This window comes from Caulobacter sp. P1_D6 (assembly GCF_056406095.1).
On record NZ_JBFUAW010000013.1, the window covers coordinates 31,826 to 54,631 of the forward strand.

The 22,806-nt window shown below is 69.8% G+C and carries 23 protein-coding genes; 10 read left to right on the top strand and 13 right to left on the bottom strand.

What is annotated here, in order from left to right:
- Positions 1-6: 6 nt before the first annotated feature.
- From AC1DYP_RS09450 to AC1DYP_RS09465, 4 genes are all read right to left on the bottom strand, one after another.
- Positions 7-1,254: a hypothetical protein gene (locus AC1DYP_RS09450; RefSeq protein ID WP_477046105.1), complete on the bottom strand. Its 1,248-nt coding sequence runs from the start codon at positions 1,252-1,254 to the stop codon at positions 7-9.
- Positions 1,255-1,325: 71 nt separating this feature from the next.
- Positions 1,326-1,904, bottom strand: coding sequence for a GDP-mannose pyrophosphatase (locus AC1DYP_RS09455; protein ID WP_477046106.1), 579 nt, complete (start codon positions 1,902-1,904; stop codon positions 1,326-1,328).
- Between the two features lie 9 nt (positions 1,905-1,913).
- On the bottom strand, positions 1,914-3,032 hold the full coding sequence (gene zapE / locus AC1DYP_RS09460) for a cell division protein ZapE (RefSeq protein ID WP_477046107.1): 1,119 nt from the start codon (positions 3,030-3,032) through the stop codon (positions 1,914-1,916).
- Between the two features lie 50 nt (positions 3,033-3,082).
- On the bottom strand, positions 3,083-3,994 hold the full coding sequence (locus tag AC1DYP_RS09465; protein ID WP_477046108.1) for a LysR family transcriptional regulator: 912 nt from the start codon (positions 3,992-3,994) through the stop codon (positions 3,083-3,085).
- Between the two features lie 114 nt (positions 3,995-4,108).
- Between AC1DYP_RS09465 and AC1DYP_RS09470 the strand changes: the two genes are divergently transcribed.
- Together AC1DYP_RS09470 and AC1DYP_RS09475 are read left to right on the top strand one after the other, a co-directional pair.
- Entirely contained in the window at positions 4,109-4,864 is a 756-nt protein-coding gene (locus tag AC1DYP_RS09470; protein ID WP_477046109.1) for an SDR family oxidoreductase, read from the top strand.
- Positions 4,865-4,958: 94 nt separating this feature from the next.
- Positions 4,959-5,150 (top strand): hypothetical protein, encoded by a 192-nt coding sequence (locus AC1DYP_RS09475; protein WP_477046110.1) that lies wholly within the window; start codon positions 4,959-4,961, stop codon positions 5,148-5,150.
- Positions 5,151-5,191: 41 nt separating this feature from the next.
- Here the strand turns inward: AC1DYP_RS09475 and AC1DYP_RS09480 are convergent, their stop codons facing one another.
- Positions 5,192-5,827 (bottom strand): hypothetical protein, encoded by a 636-nt coding sequence (locus tag AC1DYP_RS09480; protein ID WP_477046111.1) that lies wholly within the window; start codon positions 5,825-5,827, stop codon positions 5,192-5,194.
- Between the two features lie 122 nt (positions 5,828-5,949).
- On the opposite strand from AC1DYP_RS09480, the gene AC1DYP_RS09485 reads away from it, so the two are divergent.
- From AC1DYP_RS09485 to trxA, 7 genes are all read left to right on the top strand, one after another.
- Positions 5,950-6,804: a 1-acyl-sn-glycerol-3-phosphate acyltransferase gene (locus tag AC1DYP_RS09485; protein WP_477046112.1), complete on the top strand. Its 855-nt coding sequence runs from the start codon at positions 5,950-5,952 to the stop codon at positions 6,802-6,804.
- On the top strand, positions 6,801-7,256 hold the full coding sequence (gene tsaE, locus AC1DYP_RS09490; RefSeq protein ID WP_477046113.1) for a tRNA (adenosine(37)-N6)-threonylcarbamoyltransferase complex ATPase subunit type 1 TsaE: 456 nt from the start codon (positions 6,801-6,803) through the stop codon (positions 7,254-7,256). The genes AC1DYP_RS09485 and tsaE overlap by 4 nt, the downstream gene beginning before the upstream one ends.
- On the top strand, positions 7,246-8,337 hold the full coding sequence (gene amgK, locus AC1DYP_RS09495) for an N-acetylmuramate/N-acetylglucosamine kinase AmgK (protein ID WP_477046114.1): 1,092 nt from the start codon (positions 7,246-7,248) through the stop codon (positions 8,335-8,337). Before tsaE ends, amgK begins: the two co-directional genes overlap by 11 nt.
- Positions 8,334-9,059 carry an N-acetylmuramate alpha-1-phosphate uridylyltransferase MurU gene (gene murU / locus AC1DYP_RS09500; protein ID WP_477046115.1) on the top strand — a complete coding sequence of 242 codons (726 nt, stop codon included), beginning with the start codon at positions 8,334-8,336 and terminating at the stop codon, positions 9,057-9,059. Before amgK ends, murU begins: the two co-directional genes overlap by 4 nt.
- A 2-nt stretch (positions 9,060-9,061) precedes the next feature.
- Positions 9,062-12,046, top strand: a complete 2,985-nt coding sequence (gene addB, locus AC1DYP_RS09505) for a double-strand break repair protein AddB (RefSeq protein WP_477046116.1) — start codon at positions 9,062-9,064, stop codon at positions 12,044-12,046.
- Positions 12,047-12,182: 136 nt separating this feature from the next.
- Positions 12,183-15,683, top strand: coding sequence for a double-strand break repair helicase AddA (addA, locus tag AC1DYP_RS09510; RefSeq protein ID WP_477046117.1), 3,501 nt, complete (start codon positions 12,183-12,185; stop codon positions 15,681-15,683).
- Positions 15,684-15,772: 89 nt separating this feature from the next.
- Positions 15,773-16,135 carry a thioredoxin gene (gene trxA, locus AC1DYP_RS09515; RefSeq protein WP_477046118.1) on the top strand — a complete coding sequence of 121 codons (363 nt, stop codon included), beginning with the start codon at positions 15,773-15,775 and terminating at the stop codon, positions 16,133-16,135.
- Positions 16,136-16,200: 65 nt separating this feature from the next.
- Here trxA and AC1DYP_RS09520 read toward each other — a convergent pair whose 3' ends face one another.
- From AC1DYP_RS09520 to ftsY, 6 genes are all read right to left on the bottom strand, one after another.
- Positions 16,201-16,521: a hypothetical protein gene (locus AC1DYP_RS09520; RefSeq protein ID WP_477033782.1), complete on the bottom strand. Its 321-nt coding sequence runs from the start codon at positions 16,519-16,521 to the stop codon at positions 16,201-16,203.
- Between the two features lie 111 nt (positions 16,522-16,632).
- Complete coding sequence (rsgA, locus tag AC1DYP_RS09525; protein ID WP_477046119.1) at positions 16,633-17,619, bottom strand: ribosome small subunit-dependent GTPase A; 987 nt, start codon at positions 17,617-17,619, stop codon at positions 16,633-16,635.
- A 165-nt stretch (positions 17,620-17,784) separates the two neighbouring features.
- Positions 17,785-17,895: a hypothetical protein gene (locus AC1DYP_RS09530; protein WP_018061233.1), complete on the bottom strand. Its 111-nt coding sequence runs from the start codon at positions 17,893-17,895 to the stop codon at positions 17,785-17,787.
- Positions 17,896-18,089: 194 nt separating this feature from the next.
- Positions 18,090-18,674 carry a MarR family winged helix-turn-helix transcriptional regulator gene (locus AC1DYP_RS09535; protein WP_477033784.1) on the bottom strand — a complete coding sequence of 195 codons (585 nt, stop codon included), beginning with the start codon at positions 18,672-18,674 and terminating at the stop codon, positions 18,090-18,092.
- A gap of 233 nt (positions 18,675-18,907) precedes the next feature.
- Positions 18,908-19,546, bottom strand: a complete 639-nt coding sequence (locus AC1DYP_RS09540) for an inner membrane-spanning protein YciB (protein WP_477046120.1) — start codon at positions 19,544-19,546, stop codon at positions 18,908-18,910.
- Positions 19,547-19,548: 2 nt separating this feature from the next.
- A complete protein-coding gene (gene ftsY, locus AC1DYP_RS09545) occupies positions 19,549-20,490 on the bottom strand; it encodes a signal recognition particle-docking protein FtsY (protein WP_477033786.1) in 942 nt (313 codons plus the stop codon).
- A gap of 116 nt (positions 20,491-20,606) precedes the next feature.
- Between ftsY and AC1DYP_RS09550 the strand changes: the two genes are divergently transcribed.
- A complete protein-coding gene (locus AC1DYP_RS09550) occupies positions 20,607-21,233 on the top strand; it encodes a trimeric intracellular cation channel family protein (protein WP_477046121.1) in 627 nt (208 codons plus the stop codon).
- 27 nt (positions 21,234-21,260) lie between these two features.
- On the opposite strand, the gene AC1DYP_RS09555 is transcribed toward AC1DYP_RS09550, so the two are convergent.
- Both AC1DYP_RS09555 and AC1DYP_RS09560 read right to left on the bottom strand, forming a co-directional pair.
- Entirely contained in the window at positions 21,261-21,704 is a 444-nt protein-coding gene (locus AC1DYP_RS09555; protein WP_477046122.1) for a GFA family protein, read from the bottom strand.
- An 8-nt stretch (positions 21,705-21,712) separates the two neighbouring features.
- Positions 21,713-22,804: an endonuclease/exonuclease/phosphatase family protein gene (locus AC1DYP_RS09560; protein ID WP_477046123.1), complete on the bottom strand. Its 1,092-nt coding sequence runs from the start codon at positions 22,802-22,804 to the stop codon at positions 21,713-21,715.
- Positions 22,805-22,806 lie beyond the last annotated feature (2 nt).

The window sequence follows — 22,806 nt, forward strand, 5'->3', positions numbered from 1 at the left end:
GCCCTCTCAGGTAACCTGATTGTTGTAGCCGTTCGAATTCGTGCCGCCCAAGGAGATCGCGCCGGTCCCGTTGCGGTGAGCATAGGTGACGGAGGTGGTGATGCGATCGGTGTTGGCCTCTGCGAGGATGCCATAGGCGCCGTTGTCGCTGTAGCTGCCGCCGACGAAGCCGACCTCGGTGACAAAGCCGGCGCCGTCGGCGCTGACCAGCGCGCCGTAGCCGGCGCAATTGTTCACCCGGTGGCCCGTCACCTGGCCGTCGCGAACAGCTCCCGCCCCAGCGGTTCCCTTGATCAGCAAACCTTGCGAACTGCATTGCGAGGAGGAGCCGCCCGTGATGGTCCAGCGGGTGGAATCCAAGATGTAGATCCCGGCGGCCGACGCGCCTAGGGCATGGCAATTGGCGATCTCGAAATTGTCGCTGCCGTTGGCGAGGATGCCCACATATCCGCCCGTCGTACGAATGCTGGAAAGCAGCACCTTCCCGCCACGCTGGCTGTTCGCCGTCTGCAACATCACGCCGTAGGCGCCTGTCGGGACCTCGACGACGAGATCGGAGAAGACGACGTCTTCGTATCGTTCCGAAGCCGCCGCACCGTGGGCGGTGAAGCCGCGGATGGTCCCGTTGCTGACCACCAGCCGTTTGGCGACGGTGTCGCCGCCTGGATTGGTGTTGAGCCCGTAGGATCCGCGAGGCGCGCCGGCGCTGTCCGACAGATCGATATGGAAGTCCGTGACGATGACATCGACACAGGCGTGATAGAGATAGAGGCCTCTATTGAAGCACTTGTAGACCTTCACGCCCGAGATCCGGCCGACATTCACGCCGTCGAAGACGATGCCCATGTAGAACCCGTTCGCGGCGCCCGACACGGTCACGTTCTCGACCGTCACGTCGTTGGTGTTGTAGGCGCAGATCGCGGCGTTGAAGCTGGAGTTGGTGGGTTCGGTGGTCTGTGTGGACTGGATCTTCAGATTGCCGATGCAGTACGGGCCCGCGCTTCCGGCGTTGAAATAGATCACCGGGCTGTCGAGATTGCCCGAACGCGTCAGGACGCTGGTATCGCCTTCGCCGAAGATCCGGATCGGGGCCGTGATCGGATAGGTGTGCGCGCCGAGACCCAGATTGGTGTTGGCGGGAATGTAGAGCGGCAGCCCGGTCGACAGGGCGTTGGCGATCGCCTGGGTGAACACCGCATGGTCATCGACGCCCGTGATGGGGCCGCAACCACGAACATCGATCCGATCAACCATCGCACGAGCATTCCACAGCCAAGGCTGACTCAACCCTAGGCCTAGAATGTGACAAAGCCAACCTTATCCGGCTAGAACAGGTTCAGCGCCGCGTGCTGCAGCAGCATGATGGTCTTGGCGTCGCGGATCTCGCCTCTGGCGACCATGGCCAGGGCCTCGTCGATGGTCAGTTCCAGCACCTCGATGTCCTCGCCCTCGTCGGGATGGCCGCCGCCGTCGCCGATCCGCATCGAGGCGTCGTACTCGGCGACGAAGAAGTGCAGGATCTCGGTCACCGAGCCTGGGCTCATGAAGGCCTGGAAGACGGGCGTCACCGCGCCCAGCCGATAGCCCAGCTCCTCCTCGACCTCGGCGCGGATGCGCACCTCCGGCTCGGCGTCGTCCAGCAGGCCGGCGGCGGCCTCGATCAGCAGGTCGTCGTAACCGTTGACGAAGGCCGGATAGCGGAACTGCTTGACCAGCAGCACGGTGCGGTTGGCCAGGTTATAGGGCAGCAGCACCGCCCCGTTGCCCCGGTCGTAGTGCTCGCGGTGCTGGGTCTGCCAGGTCCCGTCGCGGCGCTTCCAGTCGAAGGTGGTCGTCTTCAGGACGTACCAGTTGTCGGAGAGCAGTTTGGTCTCGTGGACGCGGACGCGGTCTTTGATGCTCATCAGGCTCTCCTAATCCCGGATCCGAGCGACATAGTCGGCCGAACGCATTTCCTGCAGGCGCGACACCGTCCGCTCGAACTCGAACGACCCGTCGCCGGCCGGGTACAGCGCCTCGGGCTCGCCGTGGGCCAGGGCCACCAGCTTGGCGTCGGCCTCGTAGAGGGCGTCGACCAGGGTGTTGAACCGCTTGGCCGCGTCGCGCCGGTCCGGCGTCAGCAGCGGCACGTCTTCCAGGAACAGGGTGTGGAAGCGCTCGGCGATCGCCAGGTAGTCCTGCGGGCCCAGCGCCTGCTGGCAGAGGCTGGCGAACGAAGCGCGCAGCAGGCCGCCGGCTGCGCGGGGGAAGTGCATCTTGCGGCCCAGCACCTCGATCTTGGCGCCGGTCTCCTCGGCCCCGTCCAGCATGTCGGCCCACAGGGCGTCGAACGCGGCGAGGTTGGTCTTGTCGTCCGGGGCCAGCCAGGTGCGGGCGGCGCGCAGGCGGTCCAGGCGGAAGTCGACAGGCCCGCGCACGGCGACCACGTCCATCTTCTCCTTCAGCATGTCGATGAAGGGCGTGAAGAGCTGGCGGTTGAGGCCGTCCTTGTAGAGGTCGTCCGGCGGGCGGTTCGACGTGGCCACCAGGGTCACGCCCTGGGCGAACAGGGCCTCGAACAGCCGGCCCAGGATCATGGCGTCGGCGATGTCGGTGACCTGCAGTTCGTCGAAGCACAGCAGGCGGGCGTCGGCGGCGATCAGGTCGGCCGTGGGCGCGATCGGGTCGTCGCCCTTGTGCTGGCCGAAGCGCGCCTTGCGCTCGGCCGCGTCGCCCTTGCGCCAGGCGTTGATGTGCTCGTGGACCTCGGCCATGAAGGCGTGGAAGTGCGCGCGGCGCTTCTTGGTCACCGGGGCGCTGTCGAAGAACAGGTCCATCAGCATGGACTTGCCGCGCCCGACCGGTCCCCACAGATAGACGCCCTTCTGACCCTTGGGCTTGCGGCCGAACAGCGAGAAGCCCGGCTCGCCGGCGTTGTCGAGATCGGCCTCCAGCCGCGACAGGGCGTCGACCGCGGCGGCCTGGGCGACGTCGGGCTTGATCTCGCCCTGGGCCAGGCGCTCTCGGTAGGCGGTGCGGACGGATGTGGGCATCGCCACGGGGGTTAGCGCGCCAGAAGCTCCAGGGAAAGGGGGCGAAGAGCCTAGGCGCGGCCCGGCGTGCGAAGGCGGCCGCGCATGAACTCCACGAAAGCGCGGAGCGGAGCGGAAGCGCCCAGGCGGCTTGGATAGTAGAGACGCCAGTCGGTGGGACCGGCCAGATAGGGGTCCAGCACCCGCTCCAGCCGCCGCGTCATCACGTGCGGCATGGCCAGGGGCTCGGGCTGGTAGGTCAGGCCCAGCCCGTCCAGCGCGCCCTTCAGGAGGAAGTCGAAGTCGTTGACGCTGATCGCGCTGTCGACCGCCACCTGGAACTCGCGGCCGTCCTCCTCGAACTCCCAGCGGTAGTTGTTGCGGCGGGTGGTCTGCAGGACGTTCAGGCAGGGAATGTTTTTCAGGTCACGCGGATGCTCGGGCCGGCCCCAGCGCTCCAGCAGGGCGGGCGCGCCGACCACGCAGAATTGGAACGGGTTCGACACCCGGACGGCCACCATGTCGGGCGCGATCATCTCGCCCATCCGCAGGCCGACGTCGAAGCCCTCCTCGATCAGGCTGACCTGGGCGTCGTCGACGACGATCTCCAGCCGCACGTCCGGATAGGCACGGAGGAAGTCGGTGACCACCGGGGCCAGCACCATCCGCAGGGCCAGGCGCGAGGTGGTCAGGCGCACCGTGCCCGCCGGACCCTCGCCCAGGGCCCGCGCCGAGACCGTGGCGGCCTCCATCGCCTCGACGGCCGGCTGGGCGCCCTGCAGGTAGCGCCGGCCGGCCTCGGTCAGCCCGACCTCTCGCGTGGTGCGGGCGAACAGCACCACGCCCAGCCGGGCCTCCAGCTGCTTGACCGCATGGCTGACCGCCGCCGGCGTAACGCCCAGGTCGGCCGCCGCCACGGTGAAGCTTCGCCGCCGCGCCACGGTGGTGAAGGCCACGACGCCGTCCAGCAGGTCGCGCTGCATTATCAAATCCTGTTTGAAACAACGTTCAGACTATCAAGGATTATCGCGAGGAGGTCGAGCGCTCATCTTCTGGCCACGGGGCGAGCACGCCCCACGGAACAAGGAGATCCAGCCATGACCGACAGCATCGACAACAACATTTCCGGCAAGGTCGTCGTCGTCACCGGGGCCAGCAGCGGCCTGGGCGAAGCCACCGCCCGCCACCTCGCCGCCAAGGGCGCCCGCCTGGTGCTGGCCGCCCGCCGCATCGACCGCCTGGAAGCGCTGGTCGCCGAGATCACCGCCGCCGGCGGCCAGGCCATCGCCGTCCAGACCGACGTCACTGTCAAGGCCGACGCCGACGCGATGATCGCCGCCGCCGTCAAGGCCTTCGACCGCGTCGACGTGCTGATCAACAACGCCGGCTACATGGCCATCGCCCCGATGTCGGCCGCCCTGACCGACGAGTGGGACAAGATGATCGACATCAACATCAAGGGCCTGCTGTACGGCGTCGCGGCCGCCCTGCCGGTGTTCGAGGCGCAAGGCTCGGGGCACTTCATCAACATCAGCTCGATCGCCGGCCGCAAGGTCTTCAGCCCGGGCGGCACGGTCTACAGCGGCACCAAGTTCGCCGTTCACGCCATCTCCGAAGGCCTGCGGCATGAAGTCGGCTCGAAGATCCGGGTGACCGTCATCTCGCCCGGTGGGGTCAACACCGAGCTGAAGCACGGCAGCTCTGACGCGGAGTCGCTGAAGAACCTCGACGCGTTCTACCAGATCGCCATCGGCGCCGACGCCATCGCCCGCGGCATCGCCTACGCGGTCGAGCAGCCGGCCGACGTCGACGTCAGCGAGATCGCCATCCGTCCCACCGCCCAGGACTTCTGAGCTCCGGGTTCTGACCGAACCGCTCGCCCCCGGCCATGAAACGTGACCGGGGGCGACGTCGTTTGTTTCCCTGACACGTCAGAAGGAGACCGACATGGCCCAACCCGAAGACCGCGCGATTCCCTCGGACCTCGCCCCCGAAGGCGAGACGGCGGCGCTCTACGACGCCGACGACAACCTCGACCTCGACGCGGGCGCCGCGCCGCGCGACGGCGACCTCGACCACCGCCCCGGAACCAAGACCCGTCAGGCGCGGAAGGCCGAGATCAGCAACCGGCCAGTGTGATCCGACTGGGGACATGCCCTCGCGGCGTGTCCCCGGCCTTCCTAGGCCCCCAGATCCTTCCGCACGAACCGATAGGTCTCGCGCTTCTCGCAGGCGCAGGCCTTCATCTTGCCGTCCGGGGTCCACCAGACCAGCAGCGGATAGGCGAAGTTCACGCCGTTGGCCTTGAGCAGCGGCCGCAGGTCCTCGACGGTCTTGCGGCCGGCCTCGATCACGGCGGTGCGGGCGACGTCGCCGTCGGCTGGCGCGATGCCGGCCGCCGTCCAGGCCTCGACCGGGGTGGCGTCCCACTTCTCCGACAGCGCCCAGCTGCGGTTGACCCACATCTCGGCCACGGTCGCGCGCTCGGCGGGGGTGGACTTCGGCACGCCGTTGCGGTCGGCGCGGGCGATCTCGATCAACCGGGTGTCGACGCCCGCCTTGTGCAGGCCCGGATATTCCTCGTGCTTGAAGCGCACGCAGTCCGGACAGGTGCGGAAGCTGACCATGTAGAGTTTCGGCCCCTTCAGCCCCGGCGACACCCAGCCCGCGCTTTCCAGGATCTTGGTGATCTCGGCCTGGTTCCTGGTGATCGTCTTGGGCCGCCAGCGCAGTTCGAAGTTCCAATAGGCCCAAGCCCCCGCCCCGACGGCGGCGACCACGACGATGGCGACGAGCCAGCGACCGAAACGCTTCATGCAATAACTCCCTCTTCCCCAGCCCCTAACGTCCGACGTCGCGAGCGGTCCGTCAAATTTGGCGGACCCTCGCCTTGGCCACCTCTCTTGGAACGGCGCGGCGGCTTCTCTAGAGTCGGCGGATGAACACGTCGCAGGCCGTCGAACCGGCCCGCCCCCACATCATCGACACCCTGATCGCCGAGCGGGCGCCGAAACTGTGCGGCTCGCCGGCCTGGCCGCTGGCGCGTGGGCCGCTGCACGCCCTGCTCAGCTACGGCAAGGCCCGGGCCATGGTCGACGCCATCGCCCCGATGGGCGGCCGCGAGGCGCTGGAATATGTGTCCGACCTGCTGAGCGTCGAGGTCGACGTCCAGGGCCTGGAGAACCTGCCCGCCAAGGGCCGCGTCGTGGTGATCTGCAACCATCCCACCGGCATCGCCGACGGCATGGCGGTCTATGACGCCCTGAAGGCCCGGCGGCCGGACATGCGGTTCTACGCCAATTCCGACGCCCTGCGCGTCTGTCCGGGCCTGGACGAGGTGCTGATCCCGGTGGAGTGGGTCGAAGCCAAGCGCACCTTGAGCGACACCCGCCGCGTGGTCGAGCGCACCCGGGCGCTGCTGAAGAACGAGCAGGCCCTGATGATCTTCCCCGCTGGGCGCCTGGCCACCAAGGTCGAGGGCAAGCTGACCGACAAGCCCTGGCAACCCTCGGCGGTGTCGATCGCCCGCTGGAGCGACGCGCCGATCACGCCCATGCACCTGTCAGGACCGTGGTCGACCCTGTTCCACCTGTTCGACGGCCGCGCGCAGGAACTGCGCGACATCACCCTGTTCCACGAGATGCTCAACAAGCGCGGGCGGCGGTTCTCGCTGATCGTCGGCAAGCCGATCGCCGCCAGGGCGCTGGACCCCGACGCGGCCATGGCCACCGGGGCGCTCAAGCACTTCGTCGAGCGCGTGCTGCCCACCAACCCCGACGCGGTGTTCGGATGATCCAGATCGACCTGCCCGACGAGGCGGCCACCCAGGCCTTGGGCCAGAAACTGGCCTCGGCCCTGCGCCCCGGCGACGCCGTCTGCCTGACCGGTCCCCTGGGGGCCGGCAAGTCGACCCTGGCCCGCGCCCTGGTCCGCGCCCTGACCTCGCCCGACGAGGAGGTCCCCAGCCCGACCTTCACCCTGGTGCAGTTCTACGACGGCCCCGACTTCCCGGTCGCCCATTTCGACCTCTACCGCCTGACCGACCCGGACGAGGCCTACGAGATCGGGCTGGAGGAAGCGCTCGAGGACGGCGCGGTCCTGATCGAATGGCCCCAGCGCCTGCAAGGCCGCCTGCCGGCTGACCGACTCGCTATAGACATCACCCCGATAGGCGACGATGGGCAGGCGCGCCGCGCCGTCATCACGCCGCACGGAACCTTCGAAGGACGCAAGCTTGAGCTCTGATCGCGAAACCCTCAAGGCGGCCTTCCTGTCGGCCCACGGCTTCGGCGACGCGCGCCGCGAACTGTTGAGCGGCGACGCCTCGACCCGGGCCTACGAGCGCCTGACTCGAGGCGGCGAAAGCTTCATCTTCATGGACCAGCCGCCGGCCCTGGAGAGCGTGGTCTGCCCGCCGGGCGCCAGCGACGCCGAGCGCGTGGCCCTGGGCTACAACGCCGCCGCCCGCCTGGCCGCCGGCTCGGTCGCCGCCTTCGTGGCCACCGCCGCCTATCTGCGCGCGCGCGGCCTGTCGGCCCCGGTCATCCTGGCCCACGACGTCGAGGCCGGTCTGGCGGTGCTGGAAGACCTGGGCGACGGCCTCTACGCCACCCTGATCGCCGAGGGCCAGGACGAGGTCCCGCTGTACGAGACCGCCGTCGACGTGCAGGTGGCTCTGCACGCCGAGACTCCGCCCGACGTCCTCACGGCGGAAGGCGGCGTGGCCTGGCCGCTGCTGACCTACGACACCCTGGCCCTGAAGATCGCCACCGACACCTTCCTGGAATGGTGGCCGAAGTTCTCGGGCCTGTCTGCGTTCGATGACGCGGCCGTGGCCGAGTGGGACGCCCTGTGGGCCCCGGTCTGGGTGCGCGGCGAGGCCGGCGCGTCGGTGTTCACCCACCGCGACTATCACGCCCAGAACCTGCTGTGGCTGCCCGAGCGCGACGGCGTGGCCCGGGTTGGCCTGCTGGACTTCCAGGACGCCCTGCGCGCCCACCCCGCCTGGGACCTGACCCACCTGCTGCAGGACGCCCGCCGCGACGTCTCGCCGGAACTGGAGCAGGCCATGCTGGACCGCTACCTGGCCGCCCGGCCCGGCGTCGACCGCGCCGCCTTCATCGCTGACTACCGCGCCCTGGCCGCCTCCAACGCCGCCCGGATCCTGGGCCGGGTGTTCGCCCGCCAGGCCCTGCTGGGCCGGCCGCAGTACGAGGCCTACATGCCGCGCACCTGGCGCTATCTGGAGCGGAATCTCCAGGACCCGGCGATGGCCGGGCTGAAGGCCTGGTTCGACAAATACGTGCCGTCGGAGTTCCGTCGATGAGCGCCGCCCCGAAGATCGCGATGGTCCTGGCCGCCGGCCTCGGCACCCGCATGCGCCCCCTGACCGACGACCGGCCGAAGGCCCTGGTCGAGGTCGGCGGCAAGGCGCTGATCGACCACATGCTGGACCGCCTGGCCGCCGCCGGGGTCGAGACCGCCGTGGTCAACGTCCACTATTTCGCCGATCGGCTGGAGGCGCACCTGGTCCAGCGCGCCGCCGCCCATCCCCTGCCGCACATCGTCATCTCCGACGAGCGGCCCCAGGCCCTGGAGACCGGCGGCGGCGTCAAGCACGCCCTGCCGCTGCTGGGCGAAGATCCGATCTGGGTCGCCAACATYGACTCCGTCTGGATCGAGGACGACTCGGCCATCGAAGCCGTGGCCCGCGCCTGGGATTCGGACAAGATGGACGTCTGCTTGATGCTGGCCTCGACCACGGAATCCCTGGGCTTCCACGACACCGGCGACGTGTTCCTCGATGGCGACGTCGTACGCTTCAAGGGTCCCGGCGAGACCGCGCCGCTGGTCTATGTCGGCGTCCACATCACCAAGCCGAAGATCGTGGCGGACGGTCCGGACGGTCCGTTCTCGCTGACCCCGATCTGGAAGGCCCTGGCCGCCCAGGGGCGCGTGCGCGGCGTCGCGCCGTCCGGGGTGTGGATGCATGTCGGCGACCCCGACGCGCGGGACATCGCCGAGGCCCGGCTCGCAGGCGGCGCCTGACCATGACGGGCCCCTTTGATCGCCCGGGGCCGCGCTGGTTCTCGATCCCCGCCCACCGGCCCTTCGTCGAGGACCTGGCGCGCGGGCTGCTGGACGCCTTGGCGCCGCTGGGGCCCGAAGCCCTGCCCGCCGCCACCGTCCTGACCCCCACCCGACGCGGCGCCCGCGCCCTGGCCGACGCCTTTGTCGCGGCCGGCGGCGGCAGGGCCCTGCTGCTGCCGCAGATTCGGCCGCTGGGCGACCTGGACGAGGGCGAGCCGCCGTTCGAACCGGGCGAACTGAGCCTGGACCTGCCGCCCGCCGTCTCCTCGCGCCGCCGCCGGTTCGAGCTGGCCCGGCTGGTCGCCGACAACAGCCATCTGCTGTCGTTCCAGCCCCAGGCGGGCCAGGCGCTGGAGATGGCCAAGGCCTTGGCCGAGTTCCTCGACAGCTGCCAGATCGAGGAGGTCGTCACCGACGACGGCCGCCTGGACGGCCTGGCCGAGGGCGACCTGGCCCAGCACTGGCAGGTCTCGGCCCGGTTCCTGAAGGCGGTGCTGACCGCCTGGCCCAAGCGTCTCGAAGAGATGGGGCTGATCGACGTCAGCGACCGACGGGTGCGGCTGCTCAACGCGCTTTCGGACCAGTGGGAGCAGAACCCTCCTCAGGGCGTACTGGTCGCCGCCGGCTCGACCGGCACCGCGCCGGCCACCGCTCGGCTGCTGCGGGTGATCGCGAGCCTGCACCAGGGCGCGGTCGTGCTGCCCGGTCTCGACGACGGCCTGGCCGACGACGCCTGGGACCAGATCGAGGGCGTGCAGGGCGAGCAGCATCCGCAGGGCGCGATGAAGCGCCTGCTCGACGGGGCCAAGGTCACCCGCGCCGACGTGCGTCCCTGGTGGCCCGAGGCCGACAGTCGGGGCCGCTGGCGTCGTCGCCTGATCAACGAGGCCCTGCGCCCGGCCCAGGCCACCGCCGACTGGCTGGCCCAGATCGACCGGCTTCGTGCGGAAGCGCCCGGACTCGATCCGATCGAGGAGGGGCTGAAGGGCCTGTCCCTGGTCAACGCCCGCACCGAGGAGGAGGCGGCCGTCGCCTGCGCCCTGCTGCTGCGCGAGGCGCTGGAGACCCCCGGCCAGACCGCCGCCATGGTCACCCCCGACCAGGAGCTGGCCCGACGGGTCAACGCCCGGCTGGTGCGCTGGGGCGTGATCCCCGACAGCTCGGCCGGCGCGCCCCTGGCCGCCAGCGCCGCGGCGATCCTGGCCCAGCACGTGGCGGGCCTGGCGGTGGATTCTCTGGATCCCGTGCGCCTGCTGGCCGTGGCCAAGCATCCGCTGCTGCGGGGCGACGCCGAGGTCACTCGCGACCTCGAACGCTGGGGCCTGCGCGGCCCCGCCCCCCGCGACGCGGCCCAGCTTCTGGAACGGCTCGCGAAGTATCCTGACGCGAAGGCCCTGATCGAACGCGTCCTGGCCGCCGCCCATCGCGTCGCCGCGCCCTATGTCGCCGACCCCAAGGCGGGCCAGCCGGCCGCCGCCGCGCGGGCCCTGGTCGAGGCGCTGGAGGCCCTGGCCGATCCCACCGACCCGTGGGCCGGCTCGGCCGGCGAGAGCCTGGCGGGCCTGCTGTCCTCGCTGATCACCGACGGCGTCGCCCTGCCGCCGGCCTCGGCCCAGGGCTTCGCCGACCTGTTCGACCGGCTGGTCAACGAGGAGACCCTGCGCACCGGCGGCGCCACCCACCCGCGCCTGCGGATCTTCGGGGCCATCGAGGCGCGGATGGTGCGGGCCGACCGGCTGATCCTGGCCGGGCTGGAGGAAGGGATCTGGCCGCGCGGCGCGCCGATCGACCCGTTCCTGTCGCGGCCGATGCGCGCCAAGCTGGAGCTGCCGCCGCCCGAGCGCCGCATCGGTCTGACCGCCCACGACTTCGCCCAGGCCGCCTGCGCGCCCGACGTGATCCTGGTCCATAGCGAGCGACGCGGCGGGGCGCCGGCCGTCGAGAGCCGCTGGCTGTGGCGGCTGAAGACCCTGGCGCGCGGCGCCGGCCTGCACCTGACTGAGCGGCCCGACGTGCTGGCCTGGGCCCGCGACCTCGACGCGCCTGGCCCTTACGAGCCGATCAAGCGTCCGGCCCCGACTCCGCCGGTCGCCGACCGTCCGCGCAAGATGGCCGTGACGCGGGTCGAGGCCCTGACCCGCGACCCCTACGCCGTCTGGGCCCGCGACATCCTCAAGCTCTTCCCGCTGGACCGCCCCGACGAGCCGGTCGAGGCCCGGGCGCGCGGCACGGCGATCCACGCGGCGTTCGAGACCTTCTCGCTGGAGCATCCCGGCCCTGTGCCGGCCGAGGCCGCCGCGATCTTCGCCGGCCTCTACCTCGGCGAACTGGAAAAGGCCGGCATGCCGCCCGCCGCCCTGGCCCGCGAACGCGCCCTGGCTCGCGAAGCCGCCCTGTGGGTCGCCGAGCTGGAGACCCGCCGCCGGGCGGGCGCCGAACGGATCGTCGTGGAAGCCGCCGGCGAACTGACCTTCGACATCGGCGGGCGGCCGTTCACGGTCACCGCCAAGGCCGACCGGATCGAGCCGACCGCCGACGGGATGGCCCACATCCTCGACTACAAGACCGGCGCCGCGCCGTCGAAGAAGCAGGTCGAGACCGGTTTCTCGCCCCAGCTGACCCTCACGGCCGCCATCCTGCGCGAGGGCGGCTTCAAGGACATCGGTCCGCGCGAGCCGGGCGACCTGACCTATCTGCGGGTCACCGGCCGCAAGCCCGCGGGCGTCGAGGAGGTGCGCGCCGCCGCCGGTGTCGACAGCCAGGAGGCGGCGATCAAGGCGCTGAACGGGCTGCGCGAACTGATCGAGCGGTACGACAATCCGCGTCAGCCGTACCTGTCGCGCGTGGCGCCGCAGTTCGTGCACGACCACGTGGGCGACTACGGGCACCTGGCGCGGGTGTTCGAGTGGTCGACCAGCGGCGATGACGGGGAGGGCGGCGAATGAGCGGCTCGACCGGCCAGTCCCTCCCCCTGTGGGGGAGGCGCTCGCGAAGCGATCGGTTGGGGGATACTGCCGAGGTGGGACCACTCCCCCCTCCGGCCCATTCGGGCCGCCTCCCCCACAGGGGGAGGGACTAGCCGTGTCCGACGCCCTGACCCTGCAACCTGACCCCCAGCGCATCGCCGCCGATCCCGCCATCTCGGCGTTCGTCACGGCCAACGCCGGCTCGGGCAAGACCAAGACCCTGATCGACCGGGTCGCGCGCCTGCTGCTGGCCGGCTCGTCGCCCGAGGCGATCCTGTGCGTGACCTACACCAAGGCCGCCGCCGCCGAGATGCAGCGCCGGTTGTTCGAGCGCCTGGGCGAGTGGTGCGTCACCCCCGACGTCAAGCTGCGCGAACAGTTGGGCGCTCTGGAGGGCCGCGATCCCACCAGCTTCAGCCACAAGCAACTGTCCGAGGCACGGGGCCTGTTCGCCAAGGCGCTGGAGACGCCCGGCGGGCTGAAGATCCAGACCATCCACGCCTTCTGCGAGAAGCTGCTGCGGCGCTTCCCGCTAGAGGCCGGCGTCTCGCCCGGCTTCCAGGTGATGGACGACAGCGCCTCGGCCGCCATCGCCCAGGGCGCGCTGCGGCAGGTGGCGACCTACGTCACCGACCACGACGACGCTTTCGCCCTGGCCTATGCCCGGTTCTCGGTGGCCCTGGACTTCGCCAGCTTCGAGGCGATGTTCGCCACCTTCGAGACCCAGCGCGGGGCGATCGGCGAGTATCTGGGGAAGGTCGGCGGCCTGCAGGGCGCGATCAAGGACGTCTGGAAGGTCTGCGGCTTCCACTATGGGGCCAGCAGCGTCGAGGACGTCGTCGCTGAAGCGATGGCGGAGCTGGACCGCGACCTCTGGCGCTCGGTCGCCGACGTGCTGTTGAACGGCACCAAGACCGACATCAAGTGCGCAGGCCAACTTCGGGCGCTGGCCACCGACCCCGACGCCGACCTCGACCAGGCCTTGGCGGCCCTGTTCACGGAGAAGGGGGCCGGCACGCCCGCCACCTGGCCAGCCAAGACCTCGGGTCTGAAAGCCCACGAGCATCTCCGCGAGCGGTTGCTGGCCGAGCAGGAGCGCCTGGCCGAGGCGCGCGAATGGCTGCGCGCCGCCCGGGTGGCCGAGGACAGCGCCGACGCCCTGCGCCTGGCCGCGCTCTACGTCACCTCGCACCAGATCGAGAAGGACGCCCGGGGCGCGCTCGACTTCGCCGACCTGATCGACAAGACCAGGGTGCTGCTCACCGAAAAAGTCGACGCGGCCTGGGTGCTGTACAAGCTGGACGGCGGCATCGACCACATCCTGCTGGACGAGGCCCAGGACACCGCGCCGGAGCAGTGGGCGATCCTGCGGGCCCTGACCTCGGACTTCTTCGCCGGCGAGGGCGCGGTCCGCTGGCGCGCCCAGCATCAGGGCCCAAATGGGGGGAACGACGCGCGGACCCTGTTCGTGGTCGGCGACGAGAAGCAGTCGATCTACTCGTTCCAGGGCGCCGATCCGCAGCGCCTGCTGGCCGAGACCCAGAGCTATATCGCCCAGATCACCGACGTCGGGCAGGTAGGCAAGGCCGTGCCGCTGATCACCTCCTACCGCTCGACCGTGGAGGTGCTGAGCTTCGTCGACGCCCTGTTCTCGGCCCCGGAGACCCGCTCGGGCGTGCCCGCCCCGGCCGGCGAGGACGTGGTCCGCCACCAGCCGTTCCGGGTCGACCACAAGGGCTGCGTAGACCTGTGGCCGCTGGAGCGCGAGCTGCCCGGCGAGGAGCGCGAGGCCTGGGACGCGCCGCTCGACGCCGAGAGCGAGCACGGCGCCAACCGCCGCCTGGCCGAGAAGATCGCCGTCGAGATCCAGGCCCTTATCGCCCGCGGCGACGCGGTGTTCGACAAGGAGGCCCGCCAGTGGCGGCCGGCCCATCCGGGCGACATCCTGGTGCTGGTGCGCCGGCGCAAGGCGCTGTTCGAGGAGGTGCTGCGGGCCCTGAAGCGGCGCGGCGTGCCGGTGGCCGGGGCCGACCGCCTGAGCCTGTCGGCCCACATCGTGTTCGACGACCTGCTGGCCCTGGGCCGGTTCTGCCTGTTCCCCGACGACGACCTGACCCTGGCGGCCCTGCTGAAGAGCCCCTTCTGCGGCCTGTCGGACGACGACCTCTACGCCCTGGCCAAGGGGCGGCCGGGCACGCTGTGGAAGGCCGTGAACGAGCGCGCCGCCGAACAGCCCAGATGGTCCGCCGCTCGCGACCTGCTGCGCTGGGCCCTGGCAGAGAGCCGCCGCAAGCAGCCGTTCGAGTTCTACGCCCTGCTGCTGGGCCGGGTGGACGACACCGTGCGTTCCAACCGCGCCAAGGTGCTGACCCGCCTGGGCGAAGAAGCCGCCGAGGCCCTGGACGAGTTCCTGGCCCAGATCCTGGCCGCCGAGCAGCGCGGGGTGCGCGACCTGGAGGCCCTGGTCGCCGACTTCGCCAGCCTCGACATCGTGGTCAAACGCGAGATGGAGGGCGCGCGCCAGGAGGTGCGGGTGATGACCGCCCACGGCTCCAAGGGCCTTGAGGCGCCGATCGTCTTCCTGCCCGAGACCACCATGAAGGGCGGGGCGCGCGGCTCGCCGCTGATGCAGACCGAAGCCGGCGGCTTCCTGTGGTGCGCGTCCAAGGCCAACGACTGCGAAGCCAGCATGATGGCCCGCGAACGTCGCGAGAAGAAGGACGCCGAGGAGGCCCTGCGACTCTACTACGTGGCCCTGACCCGGGCGCGGGACCGCCTGATCCTATGCGGCCGGATCGACGCGCGGACCAAGGACGAGAACGTCGGCGGCTGGTACGCCGCCGCCCAGGCCGCCTTCGCCCATCCCGATATCGAATCCGGGGTGCGGGAGATCTCCGACGACGGCCGCAAGCGCTTCGGGCCGGACCCGATGAAGGCCGAAGCCCTGGCGCCGCGCATCGCTCCCGCCATGGTCCCGACACCCGCCTGGACCCTGGCTCCCGCCGCGCCCGAGACCCCCGCCGCCCGCTATGCCGCCCCCTCCACCCTGGAGGACGAGGCCCGGGGCAGCGCGCCCTCGCCCCTGGCGGCTGTGTCGGGCCTGGGCCGCTATCGGCGCGGCGAGATCATCCACCGGCTGCTGCAGCTCCTCCCCGACATCGAACCCGCCGCCCGCAGGACGGCCGCTGGCCGTCTGCTGGCCGCCGAGCGCGACCTGACCGACGACCAGCGCGCCGAAATGGCGTCGGCGGCCTTCGGCGTGCTGGAAGACCCTCGATTCGCCGCCGTGTTCGGCCCCGGCTCGCGGGCCGAGGTCTCGGTGGCGGGCGGGGCGTCCAAGCTGCCCGCCGAGCTGAAGATCGCCGGCCGGGTCGACCGGCTGGTGGTCACGCCGGACCGCATCCTGGTGGTCGACTACAAGACCAACCGCCCCTCGCCCGACCGCATCGAGAACGCCGATCCGGCCTATCTGTCGCAGATGGCGGTCTACGCCGCCGTGCTGGCCGAGGTGTTCCCCGACCGCCCGATCGAGGCCGCGATCGTGTGGACGGACGGCCCCAAACTCATGGCGGTTCCAGAAAAGGTGATGGCCTCGGCCCTGGCCCGGCTGTTCTAGATCATTGCCGAGGGGGGCGCGGGTCCCTAAATCTTGCTGCAAGACGGGGAGCGAATCCCCGATAATGACAGTTTTCTAGCGCGCCCCGGATGTCCGGGCGCAGATGGAGCCAAGCGATGAGCACCGTGACGGTGACCGACGAGTCCTTCGAAAAGGACGTCCTGCAGGCCGAAAAGCCGGTCCTGGTCGACTTCTGGGCCGAATGGTGCGGCCCGTGCAAGCAGATCGCCCCGGCCCTGGAGCAGATCTCCGAGGAACTGGCCGACCACGTCACCGTGGCCAAGGTCAACATCGAGGACAGCCCCACGACCCCGTCGCGTTACGGCGTGCGCGGCATCCCGACCATGATGCTGTTCCGCGGCGGCCAGATGGCTTCGATGAAGGTCGGCGCCATGCCCAAGGCCAAGATCCTGGAATGGCTGAACGAAGCCGGCGTGCACCAGCCCGCCTAAGCGTTCGCCGCTGATCTCCAGCGCACAGCCGCCCGCCTCGCCGACGCGAGGCGGGCGGTTTGCGTTTACGAGGGCTCCGTCTCGCTTTCGCGGAATTCGTCCGCCTCCACGAAGGCCACGCCCTCTTCGTCCAGCACCCACGCCCCCATGAACGCGGGATGCGCCGGATCCAGCTCCTCGTCGATCAGGTCGCCTTCGTAGAGGCCGACATTGCTGTAGTCGAAGTCCAGCGAGAGTTGATGGGCCAGACCCACCATCTCTTCAGCCATTCGGCGCGAGTAGCCCAGCGCTTCGCTCTCGTTGACGAACTCGTCCGCGAGCGTGCTCACCTCCGCCGCATCGCTGCCTTGGGTCGCGCTGGTGGTGACGATGGTGAAAGCGGGCATTGGCGTCTCTCGTAAGTGGCGATCCCTCACCTAGCCCCGTTTGTCGGGAGGCGCGGGCTATATTCTGAAAATACCGCTCGCGACGGCGGGGAGCCGCTGAGCGTCGGACGGTCAGTCGGCGCCCCGGTCGTCCTTCTTGGTGGCGCGGTATTTCTTCTGAAGCCCGCCCAGGCGGCGGCGCTCGGCGTCCTTGGCCGCGCGATCGGCCTTGTCGTCCACGGCGGCCAGTTCAAGCCCCAGCTTCTGGAAGTGCGCCCAGCGATCGGGATCCAGGGCCCCGCTCTCCAGCGCGCCGCGCACCGCGCAGCCGGGTTCGTTGGCGTGGCCGCAGTTGTTGAACCGGCAGGCCTGCGCCAAGCGCTCGATGTCCTCGAACACCTCGCTCAAGCCTTCCTCGGCGTCGATCAGTCCGACCTCCCGGATGCCGGGCGTGTCGATGATCAGCCCGCCGCCGGGCAGCAGGACCAGCTCGCGATGGCTGGTGGTGTGGCGTCCCTGGTCGTCGGCTTCACGGATCGCCTGGGTCGCCATGCGCTGCTCTCCCAGCAGCACGTTGACCAGCGTCGACTTTCCAACGCCGGACGAGCCGATCAGCACGCAGGTCTCGCCCGGAGCCAGATGGGCCAACAGGGCGTCGAGCCCCACGCCTTGCCGCGCCGACACCTGGACGACGGGGCAGTTGGCCGCCAGGGCCTCGATCTCGGCGGCCTGGAGCGACGGTTCGGCGCAAAGGTCCGACTTGGTCAGCACCACCACGGCGCGCGCGCCGCTCTGCAAGGCGGCTGCGAGGTAGCGCTCGATCCGGCGCGGATTGAGGTCGGCGTTCATCGAGGTGACGATGAAGGCCAGGTCGATGTTGGCGGCGACCACCTGCGGCGTTTGCGTGCTGTCAGCGGCCCGACGCACGAAGGCGGTGCGGCGCGGCAGGATGGCGTGGATGGTGGCGGTGCGCTCGACGAGGTTCCTCGACAACGCCACCCAGTCGCCGACCGCCGGGTGGCCGGCCTCGCGCGCCTCGTGACGCAGGCGTCCCGACGGTTTGGCGCGCAGTTCGCCCTCGTCGGTGGCCACCAGGTATCCGTTCCGCTGCTGGACCACGACGCGCCCCGGAACATGGCCCGCGCGCGCGTGCGGTTCGAAGGCCCGCGCTAGCGGATCGGACCATCCATACTGCTTGATCACGTCACGGCTTCCACAAGTACGGGGACGGGCCAAACCCCACCGCCCACCCCACCAACGCGGAGCGGGCGGTCTGGCGTGCGTCTACTTCTTGCCGGGCGTGACAATGAACGGCGAGACCGAGGCCGGGGCCGTCTTCTTGTCGGCCTTCGGTTTGCGGACTTCCTTATTGGATTTCTTCTGACCCTTGGCCATGGCGGCTCCTGCCCGGACGCTCGCGCGCCTGGGAAATCCAGCGGGCCGAGCCGCCCTTTCGGCGTGGAGTGATCCTTAAAGCGTCGCCGAGCGGGGGTCTAAAGGTTTCGGTGGAAGCCCTCCCCCATCCTACGACCGTCGTCCCGACCACAGGGTCCGGGATGACGGCTGAAAATAGAGGGAGGGACTAGGGCCTAGGCGGCCTTCTTGGCCGCCTTTTCCTTCTTGGGTTTCTTGTCCTTCTTGCCGTGGGCCGGCTTCTCGGCCTTGGGGGCCTTGAGCTTCTTGGCCTTGGCTTCGGGCTCGGCGTGGACGTCCGAGACGGCCATGTCGCTGAGCAGCTCCAGGAAGCCCTCGCGCTTGCTGGGCTTGAGCAACGCGAGAATGCGGGCGTCGGCCATGGCCACCTTGGGGCGGCTCTCCTCCAGGACGGCGGCGCCGGCGGGGGTCAGGCTGACGGTGTTGGCGCGGGCGTCCTGGTCGGAGCGCTGGCGCTCCAGGTGACCCTTGGTGATCATCCGGGCGACCATGTCGGCCAGGGTGGAGCGGTCGATGCCGGTGGCGCGGACCAGACCCGTCTGGGTGACGCCCTCGTTCTCGGCCACGGCGGCCAGGACCGCGAACTGGCGCTGGGTGATCCCGCCCGTCCCGCTTTCCTCGGCGTAGATGTCGAGGGCCAGTTGCAGGACCCGGTGCAGGAGATGGCTGGGCGAACGGGCCAAGGCCCCGCCGTTATCGCTCCCACGCTCGCTCTTCGAGTCGCCCTTGGTCTTGGCCATGGTCCGTCGTCCCTCGTTTCCGTCGACGGACCTTTAAATACCACGGTTAGACGTCGTTTTGACGACAGACGGTCCGTGGGCTGTCGATATCGCCTTCCCTGCCGCTCATCCCGGCGAATGCCGGGACCCAGATGGAATGACGGTGTGGCTGACGCCATGAACGCCGAGCGTTTCCAATCAGCCCACAGCTTTAGGATCTGGGTCCCGGCATTCGCCGGGATGAGCGGATTTTCTTAGAACCCCGCATCAGGCGGTTCAGGAGTCTTGGCGTCGTCGCCCTTGGCGATGTGCTTCATCATGAAGGGCACCTGGCTGAGCGAGAACAGCAGGGCCAGGGGCAGCAGGCCGATCCGGAACTTCACCCACATGTCGGTGGTCTGGGTCAGGCGGACCAGTTCGTTGGCGATGGCGGCGAAGGCGAAATAGCCGCCGTAGCGCAGGGTCAGGGTGCGCCAGGCCGCGTCGGGCAGGTGCACGGCCTCGCCCATCAGGGCCTTCAGCGGCGCGCGGCCCGTGAACACGCCGCCGATCATGAAGATGGCCAGGGCCGAGTTCACCACGGTGACCTTGATCTTCACGAACACGTCGCTGTGGAACACCAGGCCCAGGGTCCCGAAGATCAGGGCCATGACGCCGGAGAACAGCGGCAGCAGCGCCACGCGGCGCTCGACCACATAGCCCAGGACCAGGGCCAGGGCCGAGGCGGCCACCAGCACCCAGGTGGCGGTCTGGAAGTTGCGGCCGGTGGCGAAGAAGGCCACGCCGAACGCGACCGGCGCGCCGTAGTCGATGGCGGTGCGCACCCAGGCGGCGTTCTTTTTCTTGGTCGCTTCGGGGGCGGCTTCGGGAGCGGTGGGAGGCGTGTCGGTCATGTTCAGTCTTCCAGGCCCACCAGCGAACGGGAGAAGGCGCGCGCGTCGAACGGCTGCAGGTCATCCACGCCCTCGCCGACGCCGATCAGCTTGATCGGGCTGTCGGAGGCGCGGGCCACCGGCACCAGCACCCCGCCGCGCGCGGTGCCGTCCAGCTTGGTCATCACGATGCCGGACACCCCGACCTGGTTGCCGAAGATCTTCTCCTGGGCCAGGGCGTTGCGGCCGACCGTGGCGTCCAGCACCAGCAGGGTCTCGTGCGGGGCGTCGGGATCGACCTTCTTGAGCACGCGGATGACCTTCAAGAGCTCGTCCATCAGGCCCTGCTTGTTCTGCAGCCGGCCAGCGGTGTCGATCAGGACGACGTCGTGGCCTTCCTGCTGGGCGCGCTCGACGGCCTCGTAGGCCAGGGCGGCGGCGTCGGCGCCCGGCGGGCGAGACATGAAGTCGGCCCCGGCCCGGTCGGCCCAGACCTTCAACTGCTCGACGGCGGCGGCGCGGAAGGTGTCGCCGGCGGCGATCAGCACCTTGGCGTTCTTGCTCGTCAGGTCCGAGGCGATCTTGCCCAGGGTGGTGGTCTTGCCCGAGCCGTTGACGCCGATGAACAGCACCACATACGGCTTGGGGCCCGAGAGCGGATCGAACACCCCCTCGCGGTCGGTCAGTTCGGCGGCGACCAGCTCGGCCAGGGCTTCCTTGACCTCGATCTCGGTCGACGACTTGCCGAACCGCGCCTTGCCGAAGGCGTCGGTGATGCGCGCGGCGATCTGGGGGCCCAGATCGGCCTCGATCAGCATCTCCTCCAGCTGGTCCAGCTGCTCCTGGTCCAGCGGCTTCTTGGTGAAGGCGCCGGTGACCTGCTCGGTCATCTGCTGGGACGACCGGGCCAGGCCGGACGTCAGGCGCTGGAACCAGCCTTTTTTCTGCTCGGGCTTTTCGCTCATGGCGTTCCTTTAGAGCGTGGCAGCTGAAAGTGTGAGCGGTTTCAGCGCCCGCCACGCTCCAATTAATAGAGATAGAGCCCGGGACAGGCTCTATCGGGGTGTGGCATCAAACGCCAATGGACGCGCTTTCGACCACCCTATTCTGGCTGGATTACGCCGCCGTCGCCGTGTTCGGCGCGACCGGCGCGTTGGCCGCCGCCCATCGCAAGCACGACATCATCACCTTCGGCTTCTTCGCGGCCATCACCGGGGTCGGCGGCGGGACGCTGCGCGACCTGCTGATCGACGCGCCGGTCTTCTGGATCCAGCGCCCCGGCTACATCATGGTCTGCCTGCTGGCCGCGGTGATGGTGTGGATGCTGGGCAAGCGGGGGTGGCGATTCCGGGCCCTGCTGTGGCTGGACGCCCTGGGCATGGCCGCTTACGCCGTGGTCGGCACCGCCAAGGCCCTGAACCTGGGCGTCCATCCGTTCACGGCCGTGATGATGGGCGTGCTGACCACCGCGTTCGGCGGCATCATCCGCGACGTGCTGGCCGAGGAGCCGAACCTCTTGTTGCGTCGTGAGATCTACATCACCGCCGCCCTGGCGGGGGCCGCGGTGTTCGCGGGACTGACCGTGCTGCACGTCGGCTTCTGGCCGGCCGGGATCGCCGGCTTCGCCACCGCCTTCGGCCTGAGGGCCTGCGCGATCAAGTTCGGCTGGCATCTGCCGGGCTTCAAAGGTGGCGAGGAGGAGGTCTAGATCCTTCTCCGCTCGCCGGAGAAGGGTTCAGGTGTCGTGATCGGGATGCTGGTGCGAGGTCACCGGCCCTGACGGCCCCATGGGCGGGCGCACAGGCATGTCGGCCAGGTTATCCATCCAGGCCGGGCGGCCCTCGACGGCCAGCTGAACGCCGGGCTCCACCCGTGACGGGTCGTCGAAGGCGAACACCGCCAGGTCGATCTTGTCAGCGCTCCACTCGAAGGTCAGGGGCGTGCCGCAGGCGGCGCAGAAGCCGCGCCGGACGGCGTCCGAGCTTTGGAAACCTGACGGCGCGCCGCGCGTCCAGGTCAGGTCGGCGACGTCGACGGTGACCAGCGCCCCGAACGGACCGGCGAAGGCCTTCTGGCACATGCGGCAATGGCAGATCGACGCCCGGCCGACCTCGCCCTCGACCCGGAAGCGGACGGCGCCGCATTGGCATCCCCCGGTCAGGACAGAAGCGTCGGACATCGGAAACCTCAGGGCTTGTGCGGCGGAACCGGCAGGACGGGGATCGGCGTCAGGCGGAAGGTCACTTCATAGGCGTCGTGGTCGGACAGCACGGGACCGCCCGTGGCCGAGCCGTCGAAGCGGGCCTCGACCTGGATCGGCCGGATCGCCACCCGGTCCCCCGCCTTGAAGCCGATCAGGTCCTGGGTGTCGAGCCACGGGGCGTCGCCGTCGGCCGAGATCTTGGCGTCGCAGCTGCCGGGAGTCCGGAAGCAGACCTGGCTGACGACGTCGAACGGATAGCGCTGCATCACGTAGTCGTACCGATCGGGGGCGTGCATGACGTTGAAGTCGCCGCCGACGATCAGCGGGGCGCCGGGCGTGCGGTCGGTCTCCATGAACCGTCCCAGCTCGGCCGCCTGCAGGTGGTGAGCGGTCTGGTTGCGATTGCGCGGCACGCCCGAGGCGCCCTTGGAATTGAGGTGGGTGTCGGCGATCTCGACCGGGACCGGCAGGCCGGGCACCTCGAGGCTGACCAGCATCACCCCCTTGTTGGCCAGGCAGTCCAGGCCCGCGCAGTAGTGGTAGGCGTGCGACTTGACCCAGTTGATCGGGTGGTTGCTCAGCACCCACAGGCCGCTGGAGCCCCACTTGCCCCAGCCCTCGCCCTTGCGGCGGTACTTCACCCGCTTGTAGCGCGGCCGATCCTCGCGGGTCAGCTGGCTGCCGTCGCGCTGCTTCTTGCGCGGCCCCTTGGCGACATAGGGATAGCCGGAGAGCTCGATCAGGTCGTCGACCTCGTCGCGGAAGCCTTCCTGCAGCAGCACGACGTCGGGCTCGACCCCCTTCTCGCGCAGGGAGGCCAGCTGCCGGCCGATCTCCTTGAGCTTGGACCCGCGCCCCGTCCGCACGGGCCAGGGCAGGCCCTCGACGTTGTAGGTCATGACGCTGAGCTCGACCGGCTGCATCGGACCGATCGGCTGGAAGGCGGCGGGAGGAGAGTCCTCGGTCTTGGGTTCCGGCGCCAGGTCCTGCGGCGGCGGGACGTCCTGCGCGTAGGCCGCGCCCCCGGCCAGCAGGGTCGCGGCAAGAACGGCGATCAGCACGCGACGATCGATCATCC